Here is a 22912-nt window from a genome sequence, read left to right on the forward strand (position 1 = left end):
CTGCGCTCGGAACGGCTGTGCCCCGCAGGGGCTAGAACAGGCTGACGGTGATCGTCACGGTGCTGCCCTGCCGGGCCGGGGTGCCCGCCTGCGGGGACTGGCCGGTGACCTTGCCGATCGGGATCAGCCCGGCGACCTGCGGCACGAACCCGGCGTCCTGGATCGCCTTGCTCGCGTCCTCCTTGCTCATCCCGCCGACGTCCGGCACCGGGTGCATGCCCTGCGAGACGGTCAGCGCCACCGGTGAGTTCGGCGACAGGGCGGCGCCCGCCGCCGGCTCGGTGGAGATCACCGAGCCCTTCGGCACGGTGTCGCTGAACTCCTCGGTGGTCCCGCCCGCCACCAGCCGGGCCCCGCCCAGCGCCTTGGTGGCGTCCGCCAGCGGACGGCCCGCCAGGTCCGGGACCTGGACCCGCTCCGGGCCGCGCGAGAGCACCACCTTCACCGGGTCGCTCTTGCGGACCCGGACGCCCACCCCCGGGTCGGTGGAGATCACCCGGCCGGCCTGCACCGACTCGCTGAACTGCTCGCTGAACGCCCCGTGCAGGCCCTGCCCGTCCAGCGTCGCCGACGCCTGCTCCCGGCTCTGCCCCAGCACGCTCGGCACCGTCGCGTACACCGCGCTGGACAGCGCGTACGTCACCCCGCCGACCAGCAGCAGCAGCGCCACCAGCACCGCCGACCAGACCACCGGCCGGCGGCCGGGGCCCCGGCCGCGGGCCCGGTCCGGGCGGCCGCGCGGCGGGTCGTCGTTCACCACCGGGCGCACCGGCGGCAGCAGCTCCGGCGGGACCTCCAGCACGCTGGTGCGCTCCAGCGCCGGGACCTTCTCGATCACCGCGGTGGCCTCGCCCGGGCCGTAGCGCGGGGTGGGCCGGGTCGAGGCGGGCGGCTCGGCGTCCAGCTGCGCGGCGGGCAGCGAGCGGCGGGCCCGCTGCACCGAGGCCAGCAGCTCCACCGCGTCCCACGGGCGGGCCTGCGGGTCGCGGGCGGTCGCGGCGGCCACTATCGCGTCCAGCTCCGGGCCCACCGCGGGGGCGGTCCGGGACGGCGGCGGGACGTCCTCGTGCAGGTGCCGGTACATCACCTGGGCGGCGTTCTCCCCGGTGTGCGGCTTGCCGCCGGTCAGCATCTCGTACAGCAGGATGCCCGTCGCGTAGACGTCCACCCGCTGGTCGGTGGGCTCCTGGCGGATCTGCTCCGGCGCCAGGTAGGAGACGGTGCCCAGCAGCTGCCCGGTCTCGGTGGTCGAGGCGGCCGTCGAGTCGGCGCCCGCCAGCACCCGGACCAGGCCGAAGTCGGCGACCTTCACCATGCCGGTGTCGGTGATCAGCACGTTCTCCGGCTTGACGTCCCGGTGTACCAGCCCGGCCCGGTGCGCCGCGCCGAGCGCCGCCAGCACCGGCTCCAGCACGTCCAGCGCGGCCCGCACCGACAGCGCGCCGCGGTCGCGCAGCACGTCGCGCAGGTTGCGGCCGGGGACGTACTCCATCGCCATGAACACCGCCCGCGGGTCGGCGCCCTGGTCCAGCACGTTCACCACGTTCGGGTGCGCGAGCCGGGCCACCGCCTTCGCCTCCCGGATGAAGCGGGCCGTGAACTCGCCGTCCCCCGCCAGCGAGGGGTGCATCACCTTCAGCGCCACGGTGCGGTCCAGCCGGGTGTCGGTGCCCCGGTAGACGGTCGACATGCCGCCCACCGCGATCCGCTGCTCGACCCGGTAGCGGCCGTCGAGCAGCACGCCGTGCAGGGGGTCGTCGAGGGTCATGTCCACCTGAGGAGTCTAGGGGTTCGGTATCGGGACGGGCCTGTCGGCGGGGCGGCGCAGCGCGAACAGCACCAGCAGCAGGGCGGCCAGCAGCAGGTGCGCGGCCAGGGCGCCGATCCCGGCCCGCAGCAGCCGCACCGAGGGCGGCGAGCCCGACGGCGCGGTGCCCGCACCGATCCCGGCGCCGATCAGCACCGGGACCATCAGCACCAGGACCAGTCCCGCCGCCCGGGTGCCCAGGGACTGGGACAGCGCCCAGCCGTCGAGCAGCACCACCGGGCCGCAGGCCAGCACCGCGCCCAGCACGTCCGCCTCGCGGCCGTCCGCCCCCACCATGAGATCCCCCCCCCGGTTCCCGTACGGTGCTGCCATGCTGGCAGCCTGCCCGCGGTCCGGGCACGGCCGCCGGGCGAACCGTTCCCGAACCGGGACACGCGGCGGCCGGGGGCGTCAGAACGCGGGGCGCTCGCGGGTGTCGGCCAGGCCCGCGGTGGGGGAGGACGCCTCGGCGTAGTAGCGGCGCGGGATCCGGCCCGCGCGGTGGGCCAGCCGGCCCGCCTCGACGGCCTTGCGCATCGCCTCCGCCATCAGCACCGGCTCCTGGGCGCGGGTCACCGCGGAGGCCAGCATGACGGCGGAGCAGCCGAGTTCCATCGCCAGCGCGACGTCGCTGGCGGTGCCCGCGCCCGCGTCCAGCACCACCGGGACGTTCGCCGCCTCGACGATCAGCTGGAAGTTGTGCGGGTTGCGGATGCCCAGGCCGGAGCCGATCGGCGAGCCCAGCGGCATGATCGCCGCGCAGCCGACGTCCTCCAGCTTGCGGGCCAGCACCGGGTCGTCGTTGGTGTACGGCAGCACGGTGAAGCCGTCGTCGACCAGCGTCTCGGCGGCGTCCAGCAGTTCGATCGGGTCGGGCAGCAGGGTCCGCTCGTCGGCGATCACCTCCAGCTTCACCCAGTCGGTGCCGAGCGCCTCGCGGGCCAGCCGGGCGGTCAGCACCGCCTCGCCCGCGGTGTAGCAGCCCGCGGTGTTGGGCAGCACCCGGATGCCGTTGCGGGCCAGCACCTCCAGGACCGAGCCCTGGGTGGCGGTGTCGACCCGGCGCATCGCCACCGTGGTCAGCTCGGTGCCGGAGACCCGCAGCGCCTGCTCCAGCACCTCCAGGCTGGGGGCGCCGCCGGTGCCCATGATCAGGCGGGAGTCGAAGGTGGTCCCGCCGATGACGAGTGCGTCGTCCGCCATGGTTCAGCCTCCCTGGACGGCGGTGAGGATCTCGACCCGGTCGCCCTCGCCGAGGGTGGTGGCGGGCCACGAACTGCGGGGCACCACGGCCTCGTTGACGGCGGCGGCGACGCCGGTGTTGGCGGCCGACACCTCGGCGACCACCACGTCCAGCGTGGTGGTGGCGGGCAGGGTGCGCGGCTCGCCGTTGACGGTCAGGGCGACGGTGTTCATGCGGGGACCTTCGGGGCGAAGCGGTCAGGGGTGAAGTCGGCTGCCAGGGCGGGCAGTTCGCCGGTGGCCAGGTAGTCGGCGAGCAGGTCGGCGGTGACCGGGGTGAGCAGCACGCCGTTGCGGTAGTGCCCGGTGGCGGCGGCCAGCCCGGCCAGCGCGGTCGGGCCCAGCACCGGAGCGTTGTCGGGGGAGCCCGGACGCAGGCCCGCGCAGGTCTCCACCAACGGCAACTCGGTGATGCCGGGCACCAGTTCGTGCGCGTCCCGGAGCAGCTCGTAGACGCCGCCCGCGGTGACGGTGGTGTCGTGGCCCAGCTCCTCGGTGGTCGCGCCGACCACCAGCTCGCCGTCGGCCCGCGGCACCAGGTACAGGTGCTGCCCGCGCACCACCGCCCGCACGTTCCGGGACAGGAACGGCCCGTGCGCGGTGGGCATCCGCAGCCGCAGCACCTGCCCCTTGACCGGGCGGATCGCCGGCAGCACCCCGTCCGGCAGGCCCGGCAGCAGGTGGCTGCGCGAACCGGCGGCCAGCACCGTGCGCCCCGCCGCCAGCCGCTCGCCGGTCGACAGCCGCACGCCGACGGCCCGGCCGTCCGCCACCAGCAGCTCGGCGGCCTCCGCCCGGTGGAAGGCCACGCCCGCCAGCGCGCAGGCGGCGACCAGCGCGGCGGCCAGCCGGCGCCCGTCCACCTGGTGGTCGTCGGCGACGTGCAGCCCGCCGCGCACGCCCGGCGCCAGCATCGGCTCCAGCCGGCGGCACTCGCGGCCGGTCAGCCACTCCGAGGCCAGGCCCAACCGGCCGTGGAAGGCGTGCAGTTCGCGCAGCTCCGCGCGGTCGTCGGAGTCCAGCGCCACCGCCAGCGTGCCGGTGGCCCGGTAGCCGGTGTCCAGCCCGGTCAGTTCGGTCAGTTCGGCGGCGAACGCGGCGTACCGCTCGTTCGACGCCATCCCCAGCCGCAGCAACGGCTCCTCGCCGTACTGCAGTTCGGTGACGGGGGCGAGCATGCCCGCGGCGACCTGCGCCGCACCGCCACCCGGGTGCGGGTCGACCACCGCGACGGACAGGCCGCGCTGCGCGGTGCGCCAGGCCACGCCGAGACCGATGATGCCGCCGCCGACCACCAGCACGTCAGGCGCGTCGGAAGGTGCCACAGCCGCTGATTCTCCCTTCGCCGGCATGACCCGGATCAGGTTCGGACGGTCGCGGGCCGCCACAGCCCGCCTCTCAGCCCGGTGCACCGGGCTCCCGTGAGGTAAGTACCCCCACCTTAGACCGACCGCCAAATGGAGGGCGGCGTCGCGGGCCGATGGCTGTCGCCCGGACGGCTTCTCCTCAGTCGCCGTGGCTCCGCCACGGCTCCCTCGTCGGCACCGCCCGGACTCGGGGTGGACGCCGTGGTGGCTGAGCTGAAGGCAACGGACCGGGTCGTCGTGGTCGGCGCGGGCATGGCGGGCGCCCAGACCGCCCTCAACCTGCGGCAGGGCGGCTGGAACGGCCCGCTCGCCCTGGTCGGCGCGGAACTCCACCTCCCCTACGACCGCCCCCCGCTCTCCAAGGACGTGCTGCTCGGCAAGACCGACGCCACCGCCTTCGAGATCGACTGGCACGGCCTCGGCGTCGACCTGCTCACCGGCCGCCGCGCCACCGGCCTGGCCGACGGCGTCCTGCACACCGACCGCGGCGAACTCCCGTACGACGCCCTGGTGATCGCCACCGGCGCCGCACCCCGCACCCTCCCCGGCCTGCCCGGCGCCCGGACCCTGCGCACCGTCGACGACGCCCACGCGCTGCGCGCCGCCCTCACCCCCGGCCGCCGGATCGTGCTGGTCGGCGCCGGCTGGATCGGCGCCGAGACCGCCACCGTCGCCCGCCACCTCGGCTGCGAGGTCACCGTCGTCGAAGCCGCCGCCACCCCGCTGGCCGGCGCCCTGCCCGCCGAACTCGGCGCCCTGATGGCCGACTGGTACGCCGACGCCGGCGTCGACCTGCGCTGCGGCGCCGCCGTCGCCGGAGCCGCCGACGGCGGGGTGCTGCTCGCCGACGGCACCCACCTGCCCGCCGACGAGGTCCTGGTCGGCATCGGCGCCGCCCCCGCCACCGACTGGCTGCGCGGCGGCCCGCTCGCCCCCGACCCCGACGGCACGATCCCGGTCGACGACCGGCTGCGCACCGCCCTGCCCGGCGTCCTCGCGGCCGGCGACTGCGCCTCCTACCCCTCCGTCCGCTCCGGCACCCGGCTCGCCGTCCAGCACTGGGACCACGCCCTGCACTCCGGCGCCGCCGCCGCGGCCTCGCTGCTCGGCACCCTGGACGCCCCCTACGACCCCGTCCCCTACTTCTGGTCCGAGCAGTTCGGCCGCATGGTCCAGTACGCCGGCCGGCACGCCGGGGCCGACCACCTGCTGTGGCGCGGCTCCCCGTCCGACCCCGACTGGACGGTGCTCTGGCTGCGCGAGGGCGCACTCGTCGCGCTGCTCGCCGTCGACCGGCCGCGCGACCTGGCCCAGGGCCGCCGCCTGATCGAACGCGGCGGCGCGCTCGACCCGGCCCGGGCCGCCGACCCGGCCGTCCAGTTGAAGGCGGCGGCCCGGTAGCGCCTAGGCTGGGGGAGTGAGCGAGATTGATCCCAAGATTGACGCCCTGGTCCCCGCGTGGCTGTACCTGCCCGACATCTCGGAGCGGTGGGGCGTGGTGATCACCGAGGTCCGCGCCATGGTGAAGAACCGCACCCTGCTGGCCGTCCGCCGCGGCCCCAACAACTCCCTGCAGGTCCCCGCCGACTTCATCGAGGACGACGGCCTGGTCAAGCACCTGGCCGGCACCCTCACCGTGCTGCGCGACTGCGGCTTCTCCGACCAGGAGATCCTCGAGTGGATGTTCACCGAGGACGACTCCCTGCCCGGCAGCCCGATCCAGGCCCTGCGCGAGAACCGCGGCACCGAGGTCAAGCGCCGCGCCCAGGCCATGGCCCTGTGACCGCCGCACCCACCGCCCGGCAGCGCCTGGCCGACGCCCGGCTCTACCTCTGCACCGACGCCCGCCGCGAACAGGGCGACCTGCCCGAGTTCCTGGACGCGGTGCTCAGCGGCGGCGTCGACATCGTCCAGCTCCGCGACAAGGGCCTGGAGGCCAAGCAGGAGCTGGAGCACCTGGAGGTCTTCGCCGACGCCGCCCGGCGCCACGGCAAGCTGCTCGCCGTCAACGACCGCGCCGACGTCGCGTACGGCGCCCGCCCCGACGTGCTGCACCTCGGCCAGGACGACCTGCCGGTCGCCGTCGCCCGCCGCATCCTCGGCGAGGACGTGCTGATCGGCCGCTCCTGCCACAGCGAGACCGAGGTCGACACCGCGCTCACCGAACCCGGCGTCGACTACTTCTGCACCGGCCCGGTCTGGCCCACCCCCACCAAGCCCGGCCGCCACGCGCCCGGCCTCGACCTGGTCCGCCACGCCGCCGCCCGCCGCCCCGACCGCCCCTGGTTCGCCATCGGCGGCATCGACGCCGGCAACCTCGACCAGGTCCTGGCCGCCGGCGCCACCCGCATCGTCGTCGTCCGCGCCCTCACCGCCGCCGAAGACCCCCGCGCCGCCGCAACCGCCCTGGCGGCCCGCCTCCGCTGACGCCGCGTCCCGAGCCCCGTCAGGGGCGCGGGGAACTGCGCGAGGCGGAAGGGCAGTCAGGGGAAGATCCGGTCCAAGAGGAAAGCCCCGCCCCCGGTCGGGAACCGCGGAGCGGAAGGGCCACCGGCGGAAGATCCGGCCGACCACGGGAAGATCCGACACGGGAAGATCCGGCCCCGGGCGGGAACCGGGCGGGGCCGGGCGGTACTCCGTGCAGGCATGGATCAGACCCTGTCCGCCGCCCGTCGCGCCCGCCGGGTGGCGCTCCTCGTTCCGGCGCTGCTCGGCGCCGCCGCCGTCGCGTTCCTCGCCCAGCGGCCGCTCGGTGACCACGCCGGGTGGAACGGCTGGGTGGGGACGGTCAACGGGATCGTGTTCCTGGCGGCGGCCGCGCTGCCGGTGGCGGTGCTGGCGGTGTGGGCGCTGGCCCGTCGCCGCCGGGCGGCCGGAGTGGCGGCGGGGTGGGCGCGGCGTTCGGCGCTGGCCGAGGTCGGCATGGTCTACGGGACGGTGCCGTGGGTGTGGATGATCCTGCTGCCGGGCGTCGACCCGGGCGGTCCGCGCCGCCGGGTGAACCTGGTGCCGCTGCACGACATCGCGGAGATCGTCGGCGCCGGGCCGCCGGCGACCGCGGTGGCGCAGATCGTCGGCAACATGCTGGTGTTCGCGGCGTTCGGGTTCCTGGCGCCGCTGCGGTTCGCGGCGCTGGCCTCGGCGTGGCGGGTGCTGGCGCTGGGGGCGGCGGGTTCGGTGCTGGTGGAGACGGCCCAGTACGTGCTGCGGCTGGACCGGGTCTCCTCGGTGGACGACGTGCTGCTGAACGCGGTCGGGGCGGCGCTGGCGGCGCTGGCCTCGCGCCGCTGGTGGCGGCGCCGGGCGTCCTGACGGTCCGTCAGTACTTGCGGACGGTGGCGGCGTCGGCCAGCGCCCGGAGCACTTCGCGGGTCGGGCCGTCGGCGATCGGGGCGGCGTCGAGGGCGGTCAGGGCCTCGGCGAGCAGGGCGTCGATCCGGGCCTCGACGAGTTCGGGGGCGCCGCTGCGGGTGATCAGGTCGCGCAGGGCGGCGATCTCGCCGGCATCCAGGCCGGGGGCGCCGAGCCGGGCGTCCAGGCGGGCGGCGTCGGCCGGGCACAGGCCGCGCATGGCGTGGGCGACGAGCAGGGTGCGCTTGCCCTCGCGCAGGTCGTCGCCGGCGGGCTTGCCGGTGACGGCGGGGTCGCCGAAGACGCCGAGCAGGTCGTCGCGGAGCTGGAACGCCTCGCCGAGCGGCAGGCCGAAGCAGCCGAGGGCGTCGACCAGGTCGGGTCCGGCGCCGGCCAGCAGCGCGCCGACCTGGAGCGGGCGTTCGATGGTGTACTTCGCGGACTTGTAGTGCAGGACGGTGCGGGCCCGGTCGATCGCGCCGGCGTCGGTGGAGTCGCCCGCGACCGGCTCCAGCACGTCCAGGTACTGGCCGAGCATGACCTCGGTGCGCATCAGGTCGAAGGCGGGCTTGGCGGCCGAGACGGCGGCGACCGGCAGCCCGGAGCGCTGGAACAGCTCGTCGCACCAGATCAGCAGCAGGTCGCCGAGCAGGACCGCCGCGCTCGCCCCGTACTGTTCGCGGTCGCCGCGCCAGCCGCCGGCCCGGTGCAGGTTCTCGAAGCGGCGGTGGACGGCGGGCAGGCCGCGGCGGGTGTCGCTGCGGTCCATCAGGTCGTCGTGGACCAGGGCGCTGGCCTGCAGCAGTTCCAGTGCGGCGGCGGCCCGTTCGATGCCGGGTTCGTCGTCGGCGCCGCCGGCCGCCCGCCAGCCCCAGTAGCAGAACGCGGGGCGCAGCCGCTTGCCGCCGTCGAGCAGGAAGTCGCGCAGGGCGTCGGCGACCGGGCCGAGGTCGTCGGAGATGCCGGAGAGCAGGGCGGCCCGCTCGGCCATGAACGCGCCGAGGGTGGTGTTCACGCGCTCGCGCACGTCCTCCGCGTCGACGGGGTTGCGGGGAAGGCGGATGGAGGAGGGCACCTGGAACTCCGGATCGAGGGGGCTGACAGTCAGATTAACGTGCGCGGTCGGGTGCCCCGTTCCACCGAGGCCGGGCCCGGGGCGCGCGGGGCGGCCCGGCCCGCGGCCGGAAATCTCACGTGGTGTCTCAATTGCTGGACGTCGTTTGTCCGGGCCGCGCCGCCGACGGCTAACCTGCCTGCATGGCACTCGGGATTCCCTCCACCAGAAGCGACCGCGCACAGACCGTGCGCGACCTGCTGGCGGCAGGCGACCGCTCCTTCTCCTTCGAGTTCATGCCGCCGCGCAACGACGAGGGCGAGCGCAAGCTCTGGGACGCGATCCGCCGGGTCGAGTGCCTGGAACCGAACTTCGTCTGCATGACGTACGGTGCCGGCGGCTCCTCGCGCGGCCGCACCGTCGACCTGGTCGGCCGGATCGCCACCGAGACCACCCTGACCCCGGTCGCCCACCTCACCGCCGTCGACCACTCGGTGGCCGAACTGCGCAACATCATCGGCCAGTACGCCGACCAGAACGTGCGCAACGTGCTCGCGGTCCGCGGCGACCCGCCCGGCGACCCGATGGGCGAGTGGGTGCGCCACCCCGAGGGCGTCAGCTACGCCGCCGAACTGGTCGGGCTGATCAAGGACATCGGCGACTTCTGCGTGGGCGTCGCGGCGTTCCCGCAGATGCACCCGCGCTCGGAGAACTGGGACGAGGACATCCGGCACTTCGTCGCCAAGTGCCGGGCCGGCGCGGACTACGCGATCACCCAGATGTTCTTCGAGGTCGAGGACTACCTGCGGCTGCGCGACCGGGTCGCCGCGGCCGGCTGCGACACCCCGATCATCCCGGAGATCATGCCGGTCACCAACATCCGCCAGCTGGTGCGCTTCCCGCAGCTGTCCGGCTCCGACTTCCCGCCCGACTTCCGGCGCAAGCTGGAGTCCGTCGCCGACGACCCGGTCGCGGTCCGCGCGGCGGGCCTGGAGCACGCCACCGCGATGGCCGAGCGCCTCCTCGCGGAGGGCGCCCCCGGCCTGCACTTCATCACCCTCAACCACTCCACCTCGACGCTGGAGATCTACCAGAACCTGGGCCTGCACACCCGCTGAGCACGGGCCGCGCGGACGGCCCGGTCCGGGATGCGGTGCTGTTCGCCCGGAGGCTGTACAGTCGCCCGCAACCGCGCGGTGATGGTGGCGTCTGGAGGTTGCGGGATGAGCTTCGGGTACCTGCTCCTCTACGGCGCGCTGGCCCTGGTCGCGCTCTGGCTGACCGCCGAACTCCTGCTCCAGCACCGGGCCCCGCTGCACTGGCGGGCGCTCGCGCTGCTCGGCTTCCTCGGCGTGGTCGCCGGGATGCGCACCTCCTCGCTGCCGGTGATAGCGGCGGGCGCCGCCGCGTTCGGACTCGGCCAGGTGCTGGTGACCGGCTCGGTCAAGCGCGGCCGCCCGGTCGGCTGGTCGCTGCGCCGCCCCGACGGCGCCCTGCCCGGCCCGCTGGCGAAGGTCCCGCTGCTGGCCGCCGCCACCGGCGCGACGGCCGCCGCCGCGGCCGAGCCGGAACCGGTCGCCCCGGTCGGCGAGGTCGGCCCGATCGAGGACGAGTCCGCCGACCCGTTCGACGACCGCGCGGCCGGCTACGAGGAGTTCCAGCAGCTCGACGCGGGCGTCTACGCCGACGACCCGAACGCCTACCAGGTCCCGCAGCAGCCGCAGTACGCCCAGCAGGCGCCGCAGGAGTACGGCTACCAGCAGCAGGACCACGGCTACGCCCAGCAGGAGCAGTGGGCCGACCACCAGCAGTACCAGCAGCAGTACCAACCGCAGTTCCAGCAGCCGCAGTTCCAGCAACAGCCGGAGCAGCAGCCGCAGTTGCAGCTGATCGGCTACGACCAGTACGGGCAGCCGGTCTACCAGGACCCGTACACCCAGCAGCAGTACCAGCAGCCCTGGATCCCGCAGCAGCCGCAGCCCCAGCAGCAGCAGTCGCCGGACCAGAACTGGTACTACCAGCAGCAGTACTGACGCTCCGTCAGGCCGGGCCGAGCAGCCCGGCGGTGATCGAGGCGGACATCCCGACCCGGGCCAGCCCGCCGCCCGGGTGGGCGTGCGCGCCGATCAGGTACAGGCCCGCCGGGCCCGGCCGGTTGGCCTGCGCGAGGTGGCCGCCGGCCAGCGAGGGCACCGGCACCGAGGCGGTCAGCCGGGTCTCCCGCCAGCGCACCCGGGGGCGCAGGTCCAGGCCCGCGGCGGCCAGGTGGTCGAGCAACCGCCCGGCGTAGGCGTCCCGTTCGGCGTCGGCGGGGGTGAGCCCGGCGGGCACCGTGACGGTCAGCACGGCCGCCTCCGCGTCCGGGCCGGGCACCAGCGCCGGGTCGTCCGGGCGCAGCACCTGCACGGTCGGCCGGTCCGGCAGCGCCCGTCCGGCGAACACCGCGCGGGCCTCGGCCGCCGGGTCCGCGGCGTGCACCACGGTGCGGTGCGCGGTGCCGGCCGGGCGGGCGCCGTCCAGCGCGAGCAGCACCGTGAACCGGCCCGGCGCGGGCGCGGCGGGCTCGGCCACCCCCAGGCCGGGGACGGCGGAGAGCACCGCGTCCGCGGCCAGCACCCCCTGGTCGGTGCGGACGCCGACCACCCGGTCGCCGTCCTGCTCCAGGGCCCGCACCGGGGTGTCGAACCGGAACTCCACCCCGCGCTTCCCGCACCGCTCGAACACCGCGTCGGCCAGCGCCCGCAGCCCGCCGTCCACGTACCAGACGCCGAACGACTGCTCCATGTACGGCAGCACCGTCGCCGAGGCGGGCGCGGACCGCGGGTCCAGGCCGTACCGCAGCGCGTACTCGCCCAGCAGCGCGGCCGGGCCCGGGCCGCCGCCCAGCTCCCGGGCCGCGTCGGCCAGGGTGTGCCGCCCGCGCGGCAGCAGCCGGGACAGCCCGCGCCGCGGCGGCACCGGGTACGGGTCCGCCGGGTCGGCGGCCGGGCGCGGCTCCTCCAGCAGCGGGCGCCGGGTGGCCTCCCACACCGTCCGCCCCCGGTTGAGCAGTTCGCCCCAGCGGGCGCCCGTCCCCGCGCCGAACGCCGCGTCCAGCGCCTGGCCCACCCCGCCCCGGGAGGCGTTCGGCAGCAGCAGTTCCGTCCCGTCCGGGAACAGGTGCCGGCTCTCCGGGTCGACCGGCCGCAGCCCGACCAGCTGCTCCAGCGGCTCCCGCCCGGTCTTCAGCGCCAGGTCCCGGTAGACGGCGGGCAGCGCGAGCAGCCCCGGCCCGGTGTCGAACCCGAACCCGTCCCGCCGGTACGCCCCGACCTGCCCCCCGTGCGTCCCGGCGGCCTCCAGCACCGTCACCCGGTGCCCGAGCGTGCCCAACCGCGAAGCGGCGGCCAGTCCGCCCATGCCTGCACCGACGACGATGATCCGAGCCATGGCAGCAGATCCTATGCGCCCCCGGGCCGGGCCCCGGGCCCGGCCTCAGGCCGCCGCGGCGGCGCGGGCCAGCCGGCGCTCCCGGCGGCGGAGCCAGAAGCGGCGGATCCGGGAGACCGCGAACCAGACCACCAGCACGCCGAGGGCGAGCAGCACCGCGGCGGTGGACGCGGCCAGCCAGGGGTGGAAGATCGCCAGGGTGACCAGGCCCGCGACCGAGAGGTCCTCGGCGAGGCTGAGCAGGATGTTGGAGGCGGGCTCGGGCGAGGTGTTGGCGGCCATCCGCAGGCCCGCCTTGACGCCGTGGCTGACCAGGGCGGTGGTGCCGCCGAGGGCCCCGGCCGCGACCTCGCCGAGCGAGCCCGGGTCGTGGGCGGCCAGCAGGGCGCCCACCGTCGCGCCCGCGACCGGCCGGACGAAGGTGTGGACGACGTCCCAGACGCTGTCCACGTACGGGATCTTGTCCAGCACCGCCTCGCACAGGAACAGCACCCCGGCGGCGACGAGCACGTCGGTGCGCTCCAGCACCGGTGGCACCGAGTCGGCCCCGCCGAAGCGGCCGAACAGGCCCAGCAGCAGCACCACGGCGTAGGCGTTGATCCCGCTCGCCCAGCCGCTGGTGAAGATCAGCGGAACGGCTCCCACCGCGGCCCCCTCCCCGTACCCGCCCGGACCTCGGACGGGACGCGGCCACCGTACCCGGCCCGGCCGACGGCCCGGGAGGGGAGGCCGACCGGGCGGACTGAGTATCCGTACTCAGATCGCCGGTTGAGTACCCGCACGGATACCCACCGCTCCCGCCCGGCGGCAGAGTAGTGCGCACCGGGAAGGCCGCCGCCGGGCGGAGCCACCCGGGAGCGCTCTGGGCAGGCCGCCGGTCCGGGGGAACGACGGCCCGCACCACAGGCCCGGAGCGCGACCAGCGGCCGGAGCGGGAGGGCCGGGCACCGCCGACACGGGGCGGCGGAGCCCGGCCCTCCCTCCCCCGGGGGGGATCCTGGGGATCCGGCCGGACGGGGACGACGGGACGGGGTCGGGGGACCCCGCGGAGTCGGGGGACTCCGAGTTGTCAGACCCCCCGTTCACGATGGATGCATGCGCGGACCGACCGGTCCGGGCAAAGGTCCGGAGTGAACGGGGGAGACCCATGACCATCAGCCGTCCTGAGCCTGTCGCCCGCCCTGCCGTCGATCAATCCGCCGCCGACCGAACCGCCGCCGGGCGGCCCGCCGTCGAGCAGCCCACCCTGCCGGCCGGCCGCGGCGGGGACGCGCACCCGGTGCTGCGCCGCAGCTCGGCCTCGCCCGCCGCGCTCGAACTGCTCCGGCACGCGCACCGCACCCTGGTGCACGCCCGGGGCCGACAGGACCCGCTGGAGCGCTACGCCACCGCGCACCTCGCCGCGCTGCGGGCCACCGCCGCCGTGCTCGCCGTCCGCGGCCGCCCGGTGCGCCACCCGCGCCGCCGCCAGGCGATCCGCCCGGCCTGGGAGCTGCTGCCCGAGGTCGCCCCCGAACTCGCCGAGTGGGCCGCCTACTTCGCGGCCGGCGCCCGCCGCCGGGCCGCCGCCGAGGCGGGCATCGCCGGCGCCGCCGGGCCGCGGGACGCGGACGACCTGATCCGCAACACCGCCCTGTACCTGCGCATCGTGGAGCGGATCCTGGCCCTGCACCCCTGACCGCAGCGCCCTGCACCCCTGACCGCAGCGCCCGGCGGCCGCGGCGGCTGCGCCGCGCCGGAGCCGTCCGGCCCCGGCGGATAAGCTGGGAGCCGTTCCCGGCGTGGAAGACCGCCGTGGAAGAACCTGCCAAGAGGGGTGCCGCCTTGTATCCGACTCGTCCCCGCAGTGCGCTGCGTACCGCCGTGGTGTGGGAGGTGCTGCGGGAGGCGCTGGAGCGGCGCTCCGCCGAGCTCGGACGGCCGGTCCTGGAGGTCGTCGACACCGGCGGCGGCACCGGCAACTTCGCGGTGCCGGTGGCCCGGCTGGGCCACCGGGTGACGGTGGTCGACCCGAGCCCCGACGCGCTGTTCGCGCTGGAGCGCCGGGCCGCCGAGGCGGGCGTCACCGAGCTGGTCCGGGCCGTCCAGGGCGACACTCAGACGCTGCCCGACCTCGTCCCGGCCGGATCGGTCGACGCGGTGCTCTGCCACGGCGTCCTGGAGGTCGTCGACGACCCCGCCGAGGCGCTCGGCAACCTGGTCGGCACCCTCGGCGGGGGCGGCCTGGTCAGCCTGCTCGCCGCCAACCGCAACGGCGCCGTGCTGGCCCGCGCGGTGGCCGGCCAGTTCACCGAGGCCCGCACCGCGCTGGACGCCGCCGACGGCCGCTGGGGCGCCGGCGACCCGATGCCCCGCCGCTTCACCGGCGAGCAGCTGGACGCCCTGGCCGCCGGCGCCGGGCTGCGGGTCACCTCCGTGCACGGCATCCGGGTCTTCGCCGACCTCGTCCCCGGCGTGCTGGTCGACACCGAGCCCGGCGCGCTCGACGCCCTGCTCAAGCTCGAGCTCGCGGCCGCCGAACAGCCCGCCTTCCACGCCGTCGCCACCCAGCTGCACCTGCTCGCCGAGGCGATCTGACCCCCGGCGGGGGGCACCAAGCGGGCCCCCCGCTCGTTGCACGGGTGGGACCACCGCCGAGGTGGCCCGAGCCACGCCTGATTGACCACGCCGAACCAGGGCCGTGGACCGTATGATCTGGGTAAAGCCGGTAAGCATGACGGCCAGACCGGTGGGGCATATGGACCACACAGGCCCGAGCCAGGGGTGGCGGACCGGTCGCCCCGCGACCGACGAGTAGGAGGACTCCGTGCCGCTCTCGGAGCACGAGCAGCGACTGCTCGAGCAGATGGAGCGAGCGCTGTACGCCGAAGATCCCAAGTTCGCGTCAGCGCTCGAGGGAACCGGCCTGCACACCTACACCCGTCGGCGGGTCTACCTGGCCGTGGCGGGGTTCGTGGCGGGCGTCGCGCTGCTCATGGGCGGCCTGGTCACGCAGGTCATCTGGGTCAGTGTGGTCGGGTTCCTGGTGATGCTTGGTTGTGCGGTCCTCGCGGTCACCGCGTGGCGGCGCGGCCCGGCCGGGCCCGGCCCACGGCAGGCGGCAGCGCCACGCCGGCGGACCGGCGTCATGGACCGTATGGAACAGCGCTGGCAGCGGCGCCGCGACGAGCAGAGCGGGCTGTAGCAGCACCCACCGAGACGTGATCCGCCCGGCGAGGGGAAACCCTCCGCCGGGCGGATCTTTCGTGTGCGCCCAAGGCGCTCGGGGAGCCCAGGGCGCTCGGGGAGCCCAGGGCGCCCGGGGCCCCGGCCGGGCCCCGGCTCCCCGGTGGTCACCCGGCGGGGCGGGGCCTCACTCCTGCTCCTTCTTCCGCCGCCGGAACGGCCTGGCCAGCGCGGCCCGCACCGCGGCCGCCCGCTCGGCGGTGCGCTCCCGGCGGGCGGCGGCCCGGTCCTGGGCGCGCCACCAGAGGCGGACCGCGGAGGCGGGCAGCAGCAGGGCGCGCAGCCGGCGGGTGCGGGTGGCGCGGACCAGCAGCGCCTGCCGGGCGGTGCGGACGTCCCCGCCGAGGTGCGCGGGCGCCTCGGACTCGCGGGCGTACATGACCCGCTCGGTGGCCAGCGCGACCCGGCCCGCGGCGGCCGCGGCGTCGGCGTCGAGGCCGGCGTCCTCGGCGAGCCGGCGGGCGGCGTTGCGGGGGGTGCGGGCCTCGTCCGGCGGGATGCCCAGGTCCCAGGCGGAGTCGACGAGTTCGGCCCAGGCGGCGAGCACCTGCTCGTCGGTGAGCCGCGGCCCGTCCGCGCCGGACAGGTGGCGGCCGGCGCCGAGGCGGCGGCGGCGCAGCCTGGTGCGCCAGAGCAGCGGGAAGGCCAGCGCGGCCAGCAGCAGCAGGACGGCGAGCACGGTGACCAGGCCCGGCCAGGACAGCCACCACGAGGTGCTGTCGCCCTGGTGGGCGGCCTGGGCCTGCTCGTCGGCGCAGTCGCCGATCCGGTGCTGCTGCGGGGGGCAGCTGCTGGAGGAGGACGGCTGGGCGGAGGGCTGGTCGCTCGGCGCGGCGCTGCTCGGGGCGGCGCTGGGCGCGCTGGTGGGCGTGGTCTGCTGGACGGAGTACAGCGGGGTGCTGCCCCGGTTCGGGGTCGGCTCGAAGCGCATCCAGCCGTAGCCGTCGAAGTACAGCTCGGGCCAGGCGTGGTAGTTGGAGCTGCGCACCACCCGGTCGGTGCCGTTGCCGGTGCCCGGGGTGAAGCCGATGGCGACCCGGGCCGGGATGCCCAGCGAGCGGGACATCGCGGCCATGGTGGCGGCGAAGTGGACGCAGAAGCCCTCCTTGTCCTGGAGGAACTTGGCGATGGCGTCCGGCCCGGTGCGGGCCTCGATCTTGGTGTTGTAGGTGAAGCCGCCGCTGGTGAAGTACTGCTGGAGGGCGACCGCCTGGTCGTACGGGGTGCTCTTGCCCTTGGTGACGTCCTTGGCGGTCTCGGCGACCACGGGCGGCAGGTTGGACGGCAGGCCCAGGTAGCGCTTGGTGATGTCCTCGGGGGCCGGGCCGGCCGCGCGCAGCTGGGCGGGGGTGGCGTTGACCGCGACCGAGCCGACCGAGTACGTCAGGCCCTTGCTCTTCTGGCCGTTGGCGCCGCTGACGGTGCGTCCGGCCGGGTCGAAGCGCCAGTTCCCGGTGTTCGGTACCTCCAGCCAGGACATCGGGTACGGCATCGGCAGCCAGGCGGTGCTGAGCTGCTCGGTGACGGTGACCTTGGTGCGGACCGTGGTGGTGGGGAGGTTCGGCGCGAGGCCCTCGGGGGCGGGCACGGTGGCGGGCAGCGGCTGGGCGTTCTGCTCGCCGGGCAGCCACTCCTGGCCGTTGAACTCGCTGAGCGCGGCGATCCGCAGGTAGAGCTGGTCGGCGTCGGGCGCGTCGGTGGAGAAGCTCAGCAGCGGGGTGTCGTCGCTGGAGCGCAGGTTGGCGGTGAGCGCGACGACCAGGTTGAGCGAGCGCTCGTCGCCCTTGCCGTTCCCGTTGCCGCCGCCCTCGCCGCTGTGGCCGCCCACGCTGCCGAACAGGCCGGGGCCGACCGCGGGGGCGAACACCGGCAGCAGCAGGGCGGCGGCCAGCGCGATCACGCCGATCCGGCGGCCGCCGTTGGAGAGCGTCACGGCCGAGCGGCCGGTGCCGTGGAAGACCCGGCCCCAGCGGGTGAGCCGGTCCTGGCCCTCGGTGTACAGCAGGGCCAGGAAGCCCGCCGCGCCGAACAGGAACCACAGCCACATGCCGCCGGGGGAGTCGACCAGGCCGCCGGCCACCGAGTACAGGGCGAGCAGCGGCAGGCCCGCGGCGGCGGCCCGGCGGTAGGTGACCGCCAGCGCGTCGACCAGCACGGCCACCAGGGCGATCGCGCCGACCACGATCAGCCGCAGGCCGTCGGTGGCCGGGGCGGGGATCGCGTACTCCTGGATGTCGGTGCCGCCGCTGCTCAGCAGGGTGGAGACGGCGTCCAGGGCGCCCGGGCCGGGCAGCACGCCGAAGCTCATCGCGGACTGCACGGTGGTGAGCATCAGCACGTACAGCACCACGAGCAGCTGCAGCGGCGTCACCAGGGCCCGGGGCAGCGGCAGGGCGCGCAGCCCGGCGCCGGCGCCGGCCGTGACGGCGATCATCAGCAGGCCGTGCGGGGCCAGCGCGAAGGAGTCCCGGAACAGCGGGGACAGGCACAGCGCCGCCAGGGCGGTCGCCAGGGCCGCGCAGAGCGTCAACTTGGCCCGGGTGGTCACGCGCCGACCTCGTCTCGGTAGGGAACGGTGGTGTTCTGGGTGCGGTCCGCGGCCCGCCACAGGGCGGGCAGCGAGTCGCCGGCCCGCACCGGCAGCACCGTCCAGCCGGACTCGCGCAGCCGGGCGACCCGGGCGGCGGCCTCCTCGTCGGGGGTGTCCGGCAGCAGGAGCCGCAGCCCGGACCAGGTGCCGGTGTCCAGCAGCAGGGCGACGGCGCCGCCGGTGCGGCGGCGCAGCCGGGCCAGCCGCTCGGCCTGCTCCTCGTCGAGGTCGCCGACCACCGCCACCAGCAGGCCCTCGCCGCCGAGCCGGAGCACCTCCTCGGCCCGGGCCAGGGTGCCGCCGTCGGAGTGCTCGACCACGGCCAGCGCGTCCAGCAGCATCCCGACCGACTCGGCCGCCCCGGCCCCGGTGCCGCCGGTGCCGGGGTCGGGCACCGAGAAGCCGGTGTCGGTGAGCAGCCGGGTGCGGTAGCCGCGCTGCACCAGGTCGACGGCGACCGAGGCGGCGCAGGACACCGCCCACTCGAACGAGGACGCCGGGCCGGAGCCGCGGTGCGCGGTCTCCCGGGTGTCCAGCAGCACGGTGGCGCGGGCCTGCAGCGGCTGCTCCTCCCGGCGGACCATCAGCTCGCCGTACCGGGCGGTGGACTTCCAGTGCACCCGGCGCAGGTCGTCGCCGTGCCGGTACTCGCGCGGGATGACGTCGTCGTCGCCGGCCAGCGCCAGGGTGTGGGTGTTGGACTCGCCCTGCCCGCCGGACTCGCCGGGCAGCCGGACCGGCGGCAGGTCCTGGACCTGCGGGACGACGGTCAGCACGTCGGCGGCGCTGAACGCGCGGGTCAGCTCGCACATCCCGAACGGGTCGGACAGCCGCAGCTGCAGCGGGCCCAGCGGGTAGCGGCCGCGCAGGTCGGAGCGGACCCGGTAGGACACCTCGCGGAAGCCGCGCGGCTCGACCCGGTCCAGCACGAAGCGCGGGCGCGGGCCCAGCACGTACGGGACCTTGTCCTCCAGCAGCAGCAGGCCGGTGGGCACCCGGGAGACGTTGTCCAGCCGCAGGTGCACCCGGGCCTCCTGGCCGGCCGCGGCCCGCTGCGGGCTGAGCCGGCGGCCGGAGGCGACCCGGTAGCGGGTGCGCACCAGCAGCGCGGCGGCGGCCAGCGGCAGCGCCGCCAGCAGCACCCCGACCTGGAGCAGGGCGGGCTGGCCGAACAGGAACGCGCAGAGCGCGGCGGTCACACCGGCCGCCAGGAAGGAGCGCCCCCGGGTGGTCAGTCCGCGCAGCGCGGCGCGCACCCCGGAGGCGCGGGCGGGGCGCGCCACCTCAGCGGCCCTGCGGACGCGGGATGGGCAGTCGGGCCACCAGGTCGAGCACCACCTGCTCGACCGTGCGGCGGCTCAGCTGGGTCTCCGAGGTGGGCAGCAGGCGGTGGGCCAGCACCGGGACGGCGAGCGCCTGGAGGTCGTCCGGCAGCACGTAGTCGCGGCCGTCCAGGGCGGCGTGCGCGCGGGCCGCCCGGACCAGGTGCAGGGTGGCCCGGGGGGAGGCGCCGAGCCGCAGTTCGGAGGTGGTGCGGGTGGCGGCGACCAGGTCGACGGCGTAGCGGCGGACCGGGTCGGCCACGTAGACGGTCTTCACCAGGTCGATCAGCTTGAGCAGGTCGGCGGCGTGCGCGACCGGCTGCAGGTCGTCCAGCGGGTTGGCCGCCGAGTGCAGGTCGAGCATGGCGAACTCGGCGTCGGCGCTGGGGTACCCGATCGAGACCCGGGCCATGAAGCGGTCGCGCTGGGCCTCGGGCAGGGCGTAGGTGCCCTCCATCTCGACCGGGTTCTGGGTGGCGATCACCATGAACGGCGAGGGCAGTTCGTGGGTGGTGCCGTCGATGGTGACCTGGCGCTCCTCCATCGACTCCAGCAGCGCGGACTGGGTCTTCGGCGAGGCCCGGTTGATCTCGTCGCCGACCACGATCTGCGCGAAGATCGCGCCGGGCCGGAACTCGAAGTCCCGCTGGTGCTGGTCGAACACGTTGGTGCCGGTGACGTCGGACGGCAGCAGGTCCGGGGTGAACTGGATCCGGCGCACCGTGCAGTCCACCGAGCGGGCCAGGGCCTTGGCCAGCATGGTCTTGCCGACGCCGGGCACGTCCTCCAGCAGCAGGTGGCCCTCGGCGAGCAGCACGGTCAGCGCGATCCGGACCGCCTCCGGCTTGCCCTCGATCACGCTCTCCACGGACTTCCGGACCCGGCCGACCACCGCCGCCAGCTCGGCCAGACCGGCCGGTTCCCGCCGGTCGTAGCGCCCCGGTTCCGGCTGGTCGGTGCCCTGTCCGTTGATGGTCGTCACCCGTACGCTCCCATGTTGCCCAGTCACCGGGCGGCTGGTTCGAGCCCGGCCCACCCCGAATACTTGGCGCATTCTTCCCTGTCCCCCGGTCAGAAGTCACCCGGCCGGGCGACACGCGAAGGCTGTCCCGGTTTGGGACGGGGGACGGGCCCCGGCGGTTTCGCGCGGCCCGGCGGATCCCGCGGACCGGGACGGGCGCCCCGCTCGCCCGAGGGCGGCGCCGCCGGTCCGGCCGGGGCCGTTCGGGCGCCTTCGCCCCGGTTCGCCCGGCGCGGGGGGCCGGGCCCCGCGCCCCGCCCCCGTCCGGGCCCGCACACCGGCCCCACCTGCGCAAACCGATACCGCCGGCCGGGTGGTGCGCCGGAGCGGAACGTTGACTGCCGGGGCGCGGACGATAGGCTGCAGGCGCAGTGGAGCACGGCGGACGGCGCCCGGCAACCGGGCGGGCGGCCCGCTCTCCGCGCCGGGCCGGCCGGCCCGTACGCAATCCGCGGCCTCCTCCCGCTCCGTGCCCACCTGGCGCACCTTCCCCGGTGCCGGGCGGTCGCTCCTTCCCCCGAGCGAGCGGGCGGGGACCACGGGCGGTGTGCGGGCCGGCCGGCCCGGTGCGCGAGAATGGCCCGGCCACACCGCACCTGAGGAAGGGCCCCGCCCCCGTATGAGTACCGACAGCCCCGCCCCCCGGCACGTCCCGGTGATGCTGGAGCGCTGCCTGGACGCCCTCGCCCCGGCGATCTCGGCACCCGGCTCCGTCGTGGTGGACGCCACCCTGGGCCTGGGCGGCCACAGCGAGGCCCTGCTGACCCGCTTCCCGGACGTCCGCCTGATCGCCGTCGACCGCGACCCGCAGGCCCTGGAGCTCTCCGCGAAGCGGCTCGCCCCGTTCGGCGACCGGGCCACCCTGGTGCACGCCGTGTACGACGAGATCCCGCGGGTCCTGGACGAGTTGGACGTCCCCGAGGTGCACGGCGTGCTGTTCGACCTCGGCGTCTCCTCGATGCAGCTGGACGAGGCCGACCGCGGCTTCGCCTACGCCCAGGACGCCCCGCTGGACATGCGGATGGACCAGACCCGCGGCATCTCCGCCGCCGAGGTGCTCAACACCTACAGCCACGGCGACCTGGCCCGGATCCTCAAGGTCTACGGCGAGGAACGGTTCGCCGGGAAGATCGCCTCCGCGGTGCTGCGCGAGCGCGAGCGGGAACCGTTCAGCACCAGTGCTCGTCTTGTGGAGTTGGTCCGCAACGCCATCCCGGCCGCCACCCGGCGCACCGGCGGCAACCCGGCCAAGCGGACCTTCCAGGCGCTGCGGATCGAGGTCAACGGCGAACTGGAGGTGCTGGACCGGGCCATCCCCGGCGCGCTGGACGCCCTCGCGGTGGGCGGCCGGATCGTGGTGATGTCCTACCAGTCGCTGGAGGACCGCCTGGTCAAGCAGTACCTCCAGGCGGGTGCCACCTCCACCGCCCCGCCGGGCCTGCCGGTGATCCCCGAGGAGCTCCAGCCCTGGCTGAAACTCCTCACCCGCGGAGCCGAACTGGCCACCGAGGAGGAGATCGAGGAGAACCGGCGCGCCGCGCCCGTGCGGCTGCGCGTGGCGGAGAGGATCAGACGGACCCGGAGGTAGCCAGCCGCCGGGAGCAGCGGAGCGAAGGGGAGTGGAGCGGTGCCGGTGGCCGGCGAGCGGACCCGGGGGAGCGTCCCCGGGCAGGGGGGCAGGGCACGGATCACCGTCCGGCCCGGGGCGCGCTCGATGCGGGGGCGCACCCCCTTCGCGGTGCTGGTGGTCACCCTGCTGTCGGCCGGGCTGCTCGGGCTGCTGATGCTCAACACCGCCCTGAACGAAGGATCGTTCACCCTCTCCCGGCTCAAGAAGCAGACCACCGGGGCCACCGACCAGCAGCAGACCCTGCAGCAGCAGATCGCCGAGCAGTCCGCGCCCGACGCGCTGGAGCGGCGCGCCCGCGAACTCGGCATGGTGGCCGGCGGCGACCCGGCCTTCCTCAACCCCGACGGCACCGTCACCGGCACCGCCAAGCCCGCCGAGGACAAGCCGCCGGTGCCGCGCCCCAGCACCGCCGCGCCCTCCGACCCGGCCGCCGCCGCCTCGCCCGGGGCGAGCGCGAGCCCCGGCGACCCCGGCATCGACCTCGCGCCCGCCCCGCCCGCCTCCGCCACCCCGCCCGCGTCCGCCCCGCCGTCCGCCGGGGCGCAGCGGTGAGCCGCCCGCCCGGGGACGCGCCCCGGCCGCGCCGCACCGCCTCCGCCTCCGGCTCCGGCTCGGGCTCGGGCTCGGGTTCGGGCTCCGGCGCGGGCGCGGGCGCGGGCCGTTCCGGCGGCCGGTCCGGGGCCGACAAGCCGGCCAAGCCCGTTGCGGGGCGCGCCGGTTCGGGTTCCGCCGCGGGCCGTTCCGGTGCGGGGCGCGCCGGTTCGGGCCGTTCCGCCGAGCAGTCGCCGCGCCGCCGGGTCGCCGAGCCGCGCCGCACCGCCGACGGCGCCCCCGCCCGTCCGGCCCGGCCGCGCGCCGCCGCCGGGCACCGCGA

At 76.1% G+C, this 22912-nt stretch carries 22 protein-coding genes, 1 pseudogene and 1 riboswitch; of the genes and pseudogenes, 12 read left to right on the plus strand and 11 right to left on the minus strand.

Annotated elements, in window-relative coordinates; translation table 11 throughout:
• Positions 1 to 31 precede the first annotated feature (31 nt).
• The 5 genes from pknB to thiO all read right to left on the minus strand — a co-directional run bounded on the left by pknB (position 32) and on the right by thiO (position 4401).
• Positions 32 to 1768: a Stk1 family PASTA domain-containing Ser/Thr kinase gene (gene pknB, locus IH44_RS0120070; RefSeq protein ID WP_051817090.1), complete on the minus strand. Its 1737-nt coding sequence runs from the start codon at positions 1766 to 1768 to the stop codon at positions 32 to 34.
• A gap of 15 nt (positions 1769 to 1783) precedes the next feature.
• Positions 1784 to 2140: a hypothetical protein gene (locus IH44_RS0120075; RefSeq protein ID WP_157852403.1), complete on the minus strand. Its 357-nt coding sequence runs from the start codon at positions 2138 to 2140 to the stop codon at positions 1784 to 1786.
• A 78-nt stretch (positions 2141 to 2218) separates the two neighbouring features.
• On the minus strand, positions 2219 to 3010 hold the full coding sequence (locus tag IH44_RS0120080) for a thiazole synthase (RefSeq protein WP_030461015.1): 792 nt from the start codon (positions 3008 to 3010) through the stop codon (positions 2219 to 2221).
• A gap of 3 nt (positions 3011 to 3013) precedes the next feature.
• On the minus strand, positions 3014 to 3223 hold the full coding sequence (thiS, locus tag IH44_RS0120085) for a sulfur carrier protein ThiS (protein ID WP_030461016.1): 210 nt from the start codon (positions 3221 to 3223) through the stop codon (positions 3014 to 3016).
• On the minus strand, positions 3220 to 4401 hold the full coding sequence (gene thiO / locus IH44_RS0120090) for a glycine oxidase ThiO (protein ID WP_051817095.1): 1182 nt from the start codon (positions 4399 to 4401) through the stop codon (positions 3220 to 3222). The genes thiS and thiO overlap by 4 nt, the downstream gene beginning before the upstream one ends.
• Positions 4370 to 4482: riboswitch (TPP riboswitch) on the minus strand. Its footprint overlaps the gene before it by 32 nt.
• A 138-nt stretch (positions 4483 to 4620) precedes the next feature.
• Between thiO and IH44_RS0120095 the strand changes: the two genes are divergently transcribed.
• The 4 genes from IH44_RS0120095 to IH44_RS0120110 all read left to right on the plus strand — a co-directional run bounded on the left by IH44_RS0120095 (position 4621) and on the right by IH44_RS0120110 (position 7728).
• Entirely contained in the window at positions 4621 to 5817 is a 1197-nt protein-coding gene (locus tag IH44_RS0120095) for an FAD-dependent oxidoreductase (RefSeq protein WP_030461018.1), read from the plus strand.
• Between the two features lie 16 nt (positions 5818 to 5833).
• Entirely contained in the window at positions 5834 to 6199 is a 366-nt protein-coding gene (locus IH44_RS0120100) for an Rv2175c family DNA-binding protein (protein WP_030461019.1), read from the plus strand.
• Positions 6196 to 6843: a thiamine phosphate synthase gene (gene thiE / locus IH44_RS0120105; protein ID WP_030461020.1), complete on the plus strand. Its 648-nt coding sequence runs from the start codon at positions 6196 to 6198 to the stop codon at positions 6841 to 6843. Before IH44_RS0120100 ends, thiE begins: the two co-directional genes overlap by 4 nt.
• 219 nt (positions 6844 to 7062) lie before the next feature.
• The gene (locus IH44_RS0120110; protein WP_030461021.1) at positions 7063 to 7728 is read left to right on the plus strand and encodes a VanZ family protein; all 666 of its coding nucleotides are present in this window, start codon (positions 7063 to 7065) and stop codon (positions 7726 to 7728) included.
• Between the two features lie 7 nt (positions 7729 to 7735).
• Here the strand turns inward: IH44_RS0120110 and IH44_RS0120115 are convergent, their stop codons facing one another.
• On the minus strand, positions 7736 to 8842 hold the full coding sequence (locus tag IH44_RS0120115; RefSeq protein WP_030461022.1) for a polyprenyl synthetase family protein: 1107 nt from the start codon (positions 8840 to 8842) through the stop codon (positions 7736 to 7738).
• A 182-nt stretch (positions 8843 to 9024) separates the two neighbouring features.
• Here IH44_RS0120115 and metF point away from each other — a divergent pair, with 182 nt between their 5' ends.
• On the plus strand, positions 9025 to 9939 hold the full coding sequence (gene metF, locus IH44_RS0120120) for a methylenetetrahydrofolate reductase [NAD(P)H] (RefSeq protein WP_030461023.1): 915 nt from the start codon (positions 9025 to 9027) through the stop codon (positions 9937 to 9939).
• Between the two features lie 105 nt (positions 9940 to 10044).
• Entirely contained in the window at positions 10045 to 10854 is an 810-nt protein-coding gene (locus tag IH44_RS42920) for a hypothetical protein (RefSeq protein ID WP_051817091.1), read from the plus strand.
• 7 nt (positions 10855 to 10861) lie between these two features.
• On the opposite strand, the gene IH44_RS0120130 is transcribed toward IH44_RS42920, so the two are convergent.
• The gene (locus IH44_RS0120130; RefSeq protein WP_030461025.1) at positions 10862 to 12250 is read right to left on the minus strand and encodes an NAD(P)/FAD-dependent oxidoreductase; all 1389 of its coding nucleotides are present in this window, start codon (positions 12248 to 12250) and stop codon (positions 10862 to 10864) included.
• A 45-nt stretch (positions 12251 to 12295) separates the two neighbouring features.
• Positions 12296 to 12895: a DUF4126 domain-containing protein gene (locus IH44_RS0120135; protein ID WP_030461026.1), complete on the minus strand. Its 600-nt coding sequence runs from the start codon at positions 12893 to 12895 to the stop codon at positions 12296 to 12298.
• 502 nt (positions 12896 to 13397) lie between these two features.
• Between IH44_RS0120135 and IH44_RS0120140 the strand changes: the two genes are divergently transcribed.
• From IH44_RS0120140 to IH44_RS0120150, 3 genes are all read left to right on the plus strand, one after another.
• Positions 13398 to 13928 (plus strand): SAV_6107 family HEPN domain-containing protein, encoded by a 531-nt coding sequence (locus IH44_RS0120140; protein ID WP_030461027.1) that lies wholly within the window; start codon positions 13398 to 13400, stop codon positions 13926 to 13928.
• A 146-nt stretch (positions 13929 to 14074) separates the two neighbouring features.
• Complete coding sequence (locus tag IH44_RS0120145; RefSeq protein WP_030461028.1) at positions 14075 to 14827, plus strand: methyltransferase domain-containing protein; 753 nt, start codon at positions 14075 to 14077, stop codon at positions 14825 to 14827.
• 229 nt (positions 14828 to 15056) lie between these two features.
• Positions 15057 to 15434 (plus strand): DUF3040 domain-containing protein, encoded by a 378-nt coding sequence (locus IH44_RS0120150; protein WP_030461029.1) that lies wholly within the window; start codon positions 15057 to 15059, stop codon positions 15432 to 15434.
• Positions 15435 to 15602: 168 nt separating this feature from the next.
• Here IH44_RS0120150 and IH44_RS0120155 read toward each other — a convergent pair whose 3' ends face one another.
• The 3 genes from IH44_RS0120155 to IH44_RS0120165 are packed head-to-tail and all read right to left on the minus strand — an operon-like array spanning position 15603 to position 20369.
• Complete coding sequence (locus tag IH44_RS0120155) at positions 15603 to 18023, minus strand: DUF3488 and transglutaminase-like domain-containing protein (protein WP_030461030.1); 2421 nt, start codon at positions 18021 to 18023, stop codon at positions 15603 to 15605.
• On the minus strand, positions 18020 to 19348 hold the full coding sequence (locus tag IH44_RS0120160; RefSeq protein WP_035955693.1) for a DUF58 domain-containing protein: 1329 nt from the start codon (positions 19346 to 19348) through the stop codon (positions 18020 to 18022). Before IH44_RS0120160 ends, IH44_RS0120155 begins: the two co-directional genes overlap by 4 nt.
• A 1-nt stretch (position 19349) precedes the next feature.
• Positions 19350 to 20369: an AAA family ATPase gene (locus IH44_RS0120165; protein ID WP_030461032.1), complete on the minus strand. Its 1020-nt coding sequence runs from the start codon at positions 20367 to 20369 to the stop codon at positions 19350 to 19352.
• Between the two features lie 658 nt (positions 20370 to 21027).
• Between IH44_RS0120165 and rsmH the strand changes: the two genes are divergently transcribed.
• From rsmH to IH44_RS48205, 3 genes and pseudogenes are all read left to right on the plus strand, one after another.
• Positions 21028 to 21996 carry a 16S rRNA (cytosine(1402)-N(4))-methyltransferase RsmH gene (gene rsmH, locus IH44_RS0120170; protein ID WP_030461033.1) on the plus strand — a complete coding sequence of 323 codons (969 nt, stop codon included), beginning with the start codon at positions 21028 to 21030 and terminating at the stop codon, positions 21994 to 21996.
• Positions 21997 to 22122: 126 nt separating this feature from the next.
• The gene (locus IH44_RS0120175; RefSeq protein WP_327059362.1) at positions 22123 to 22590 is read left to right on the plus strand and encodes a cell division protein FtsL; all 468 of its coding nucleotides are present in this window, start codon (positions 22123 to 22125) and stop codon (positions 22588 to 22590) included.
• A pseudogene (locus tag IH44_RS48205) lies at positions 22587 to 22912 on the plus strand (hypothetical protein); the annotation flags it as partial. The gene IH44_RS0120175 and the pseudogene IH44_RS48205, both read left to right, overlap by 4 nt.

It is taken from the genome of Kitasatospora sp. NRRL B-11411 (genome assembly GCF_000721345.1).
Lineage (GTDB): Bacteria > Actinomycetota > Actinomycetes > Streptomycetales > Streptomycetaceae > Kitasatospora > Kitasatospora cineracea.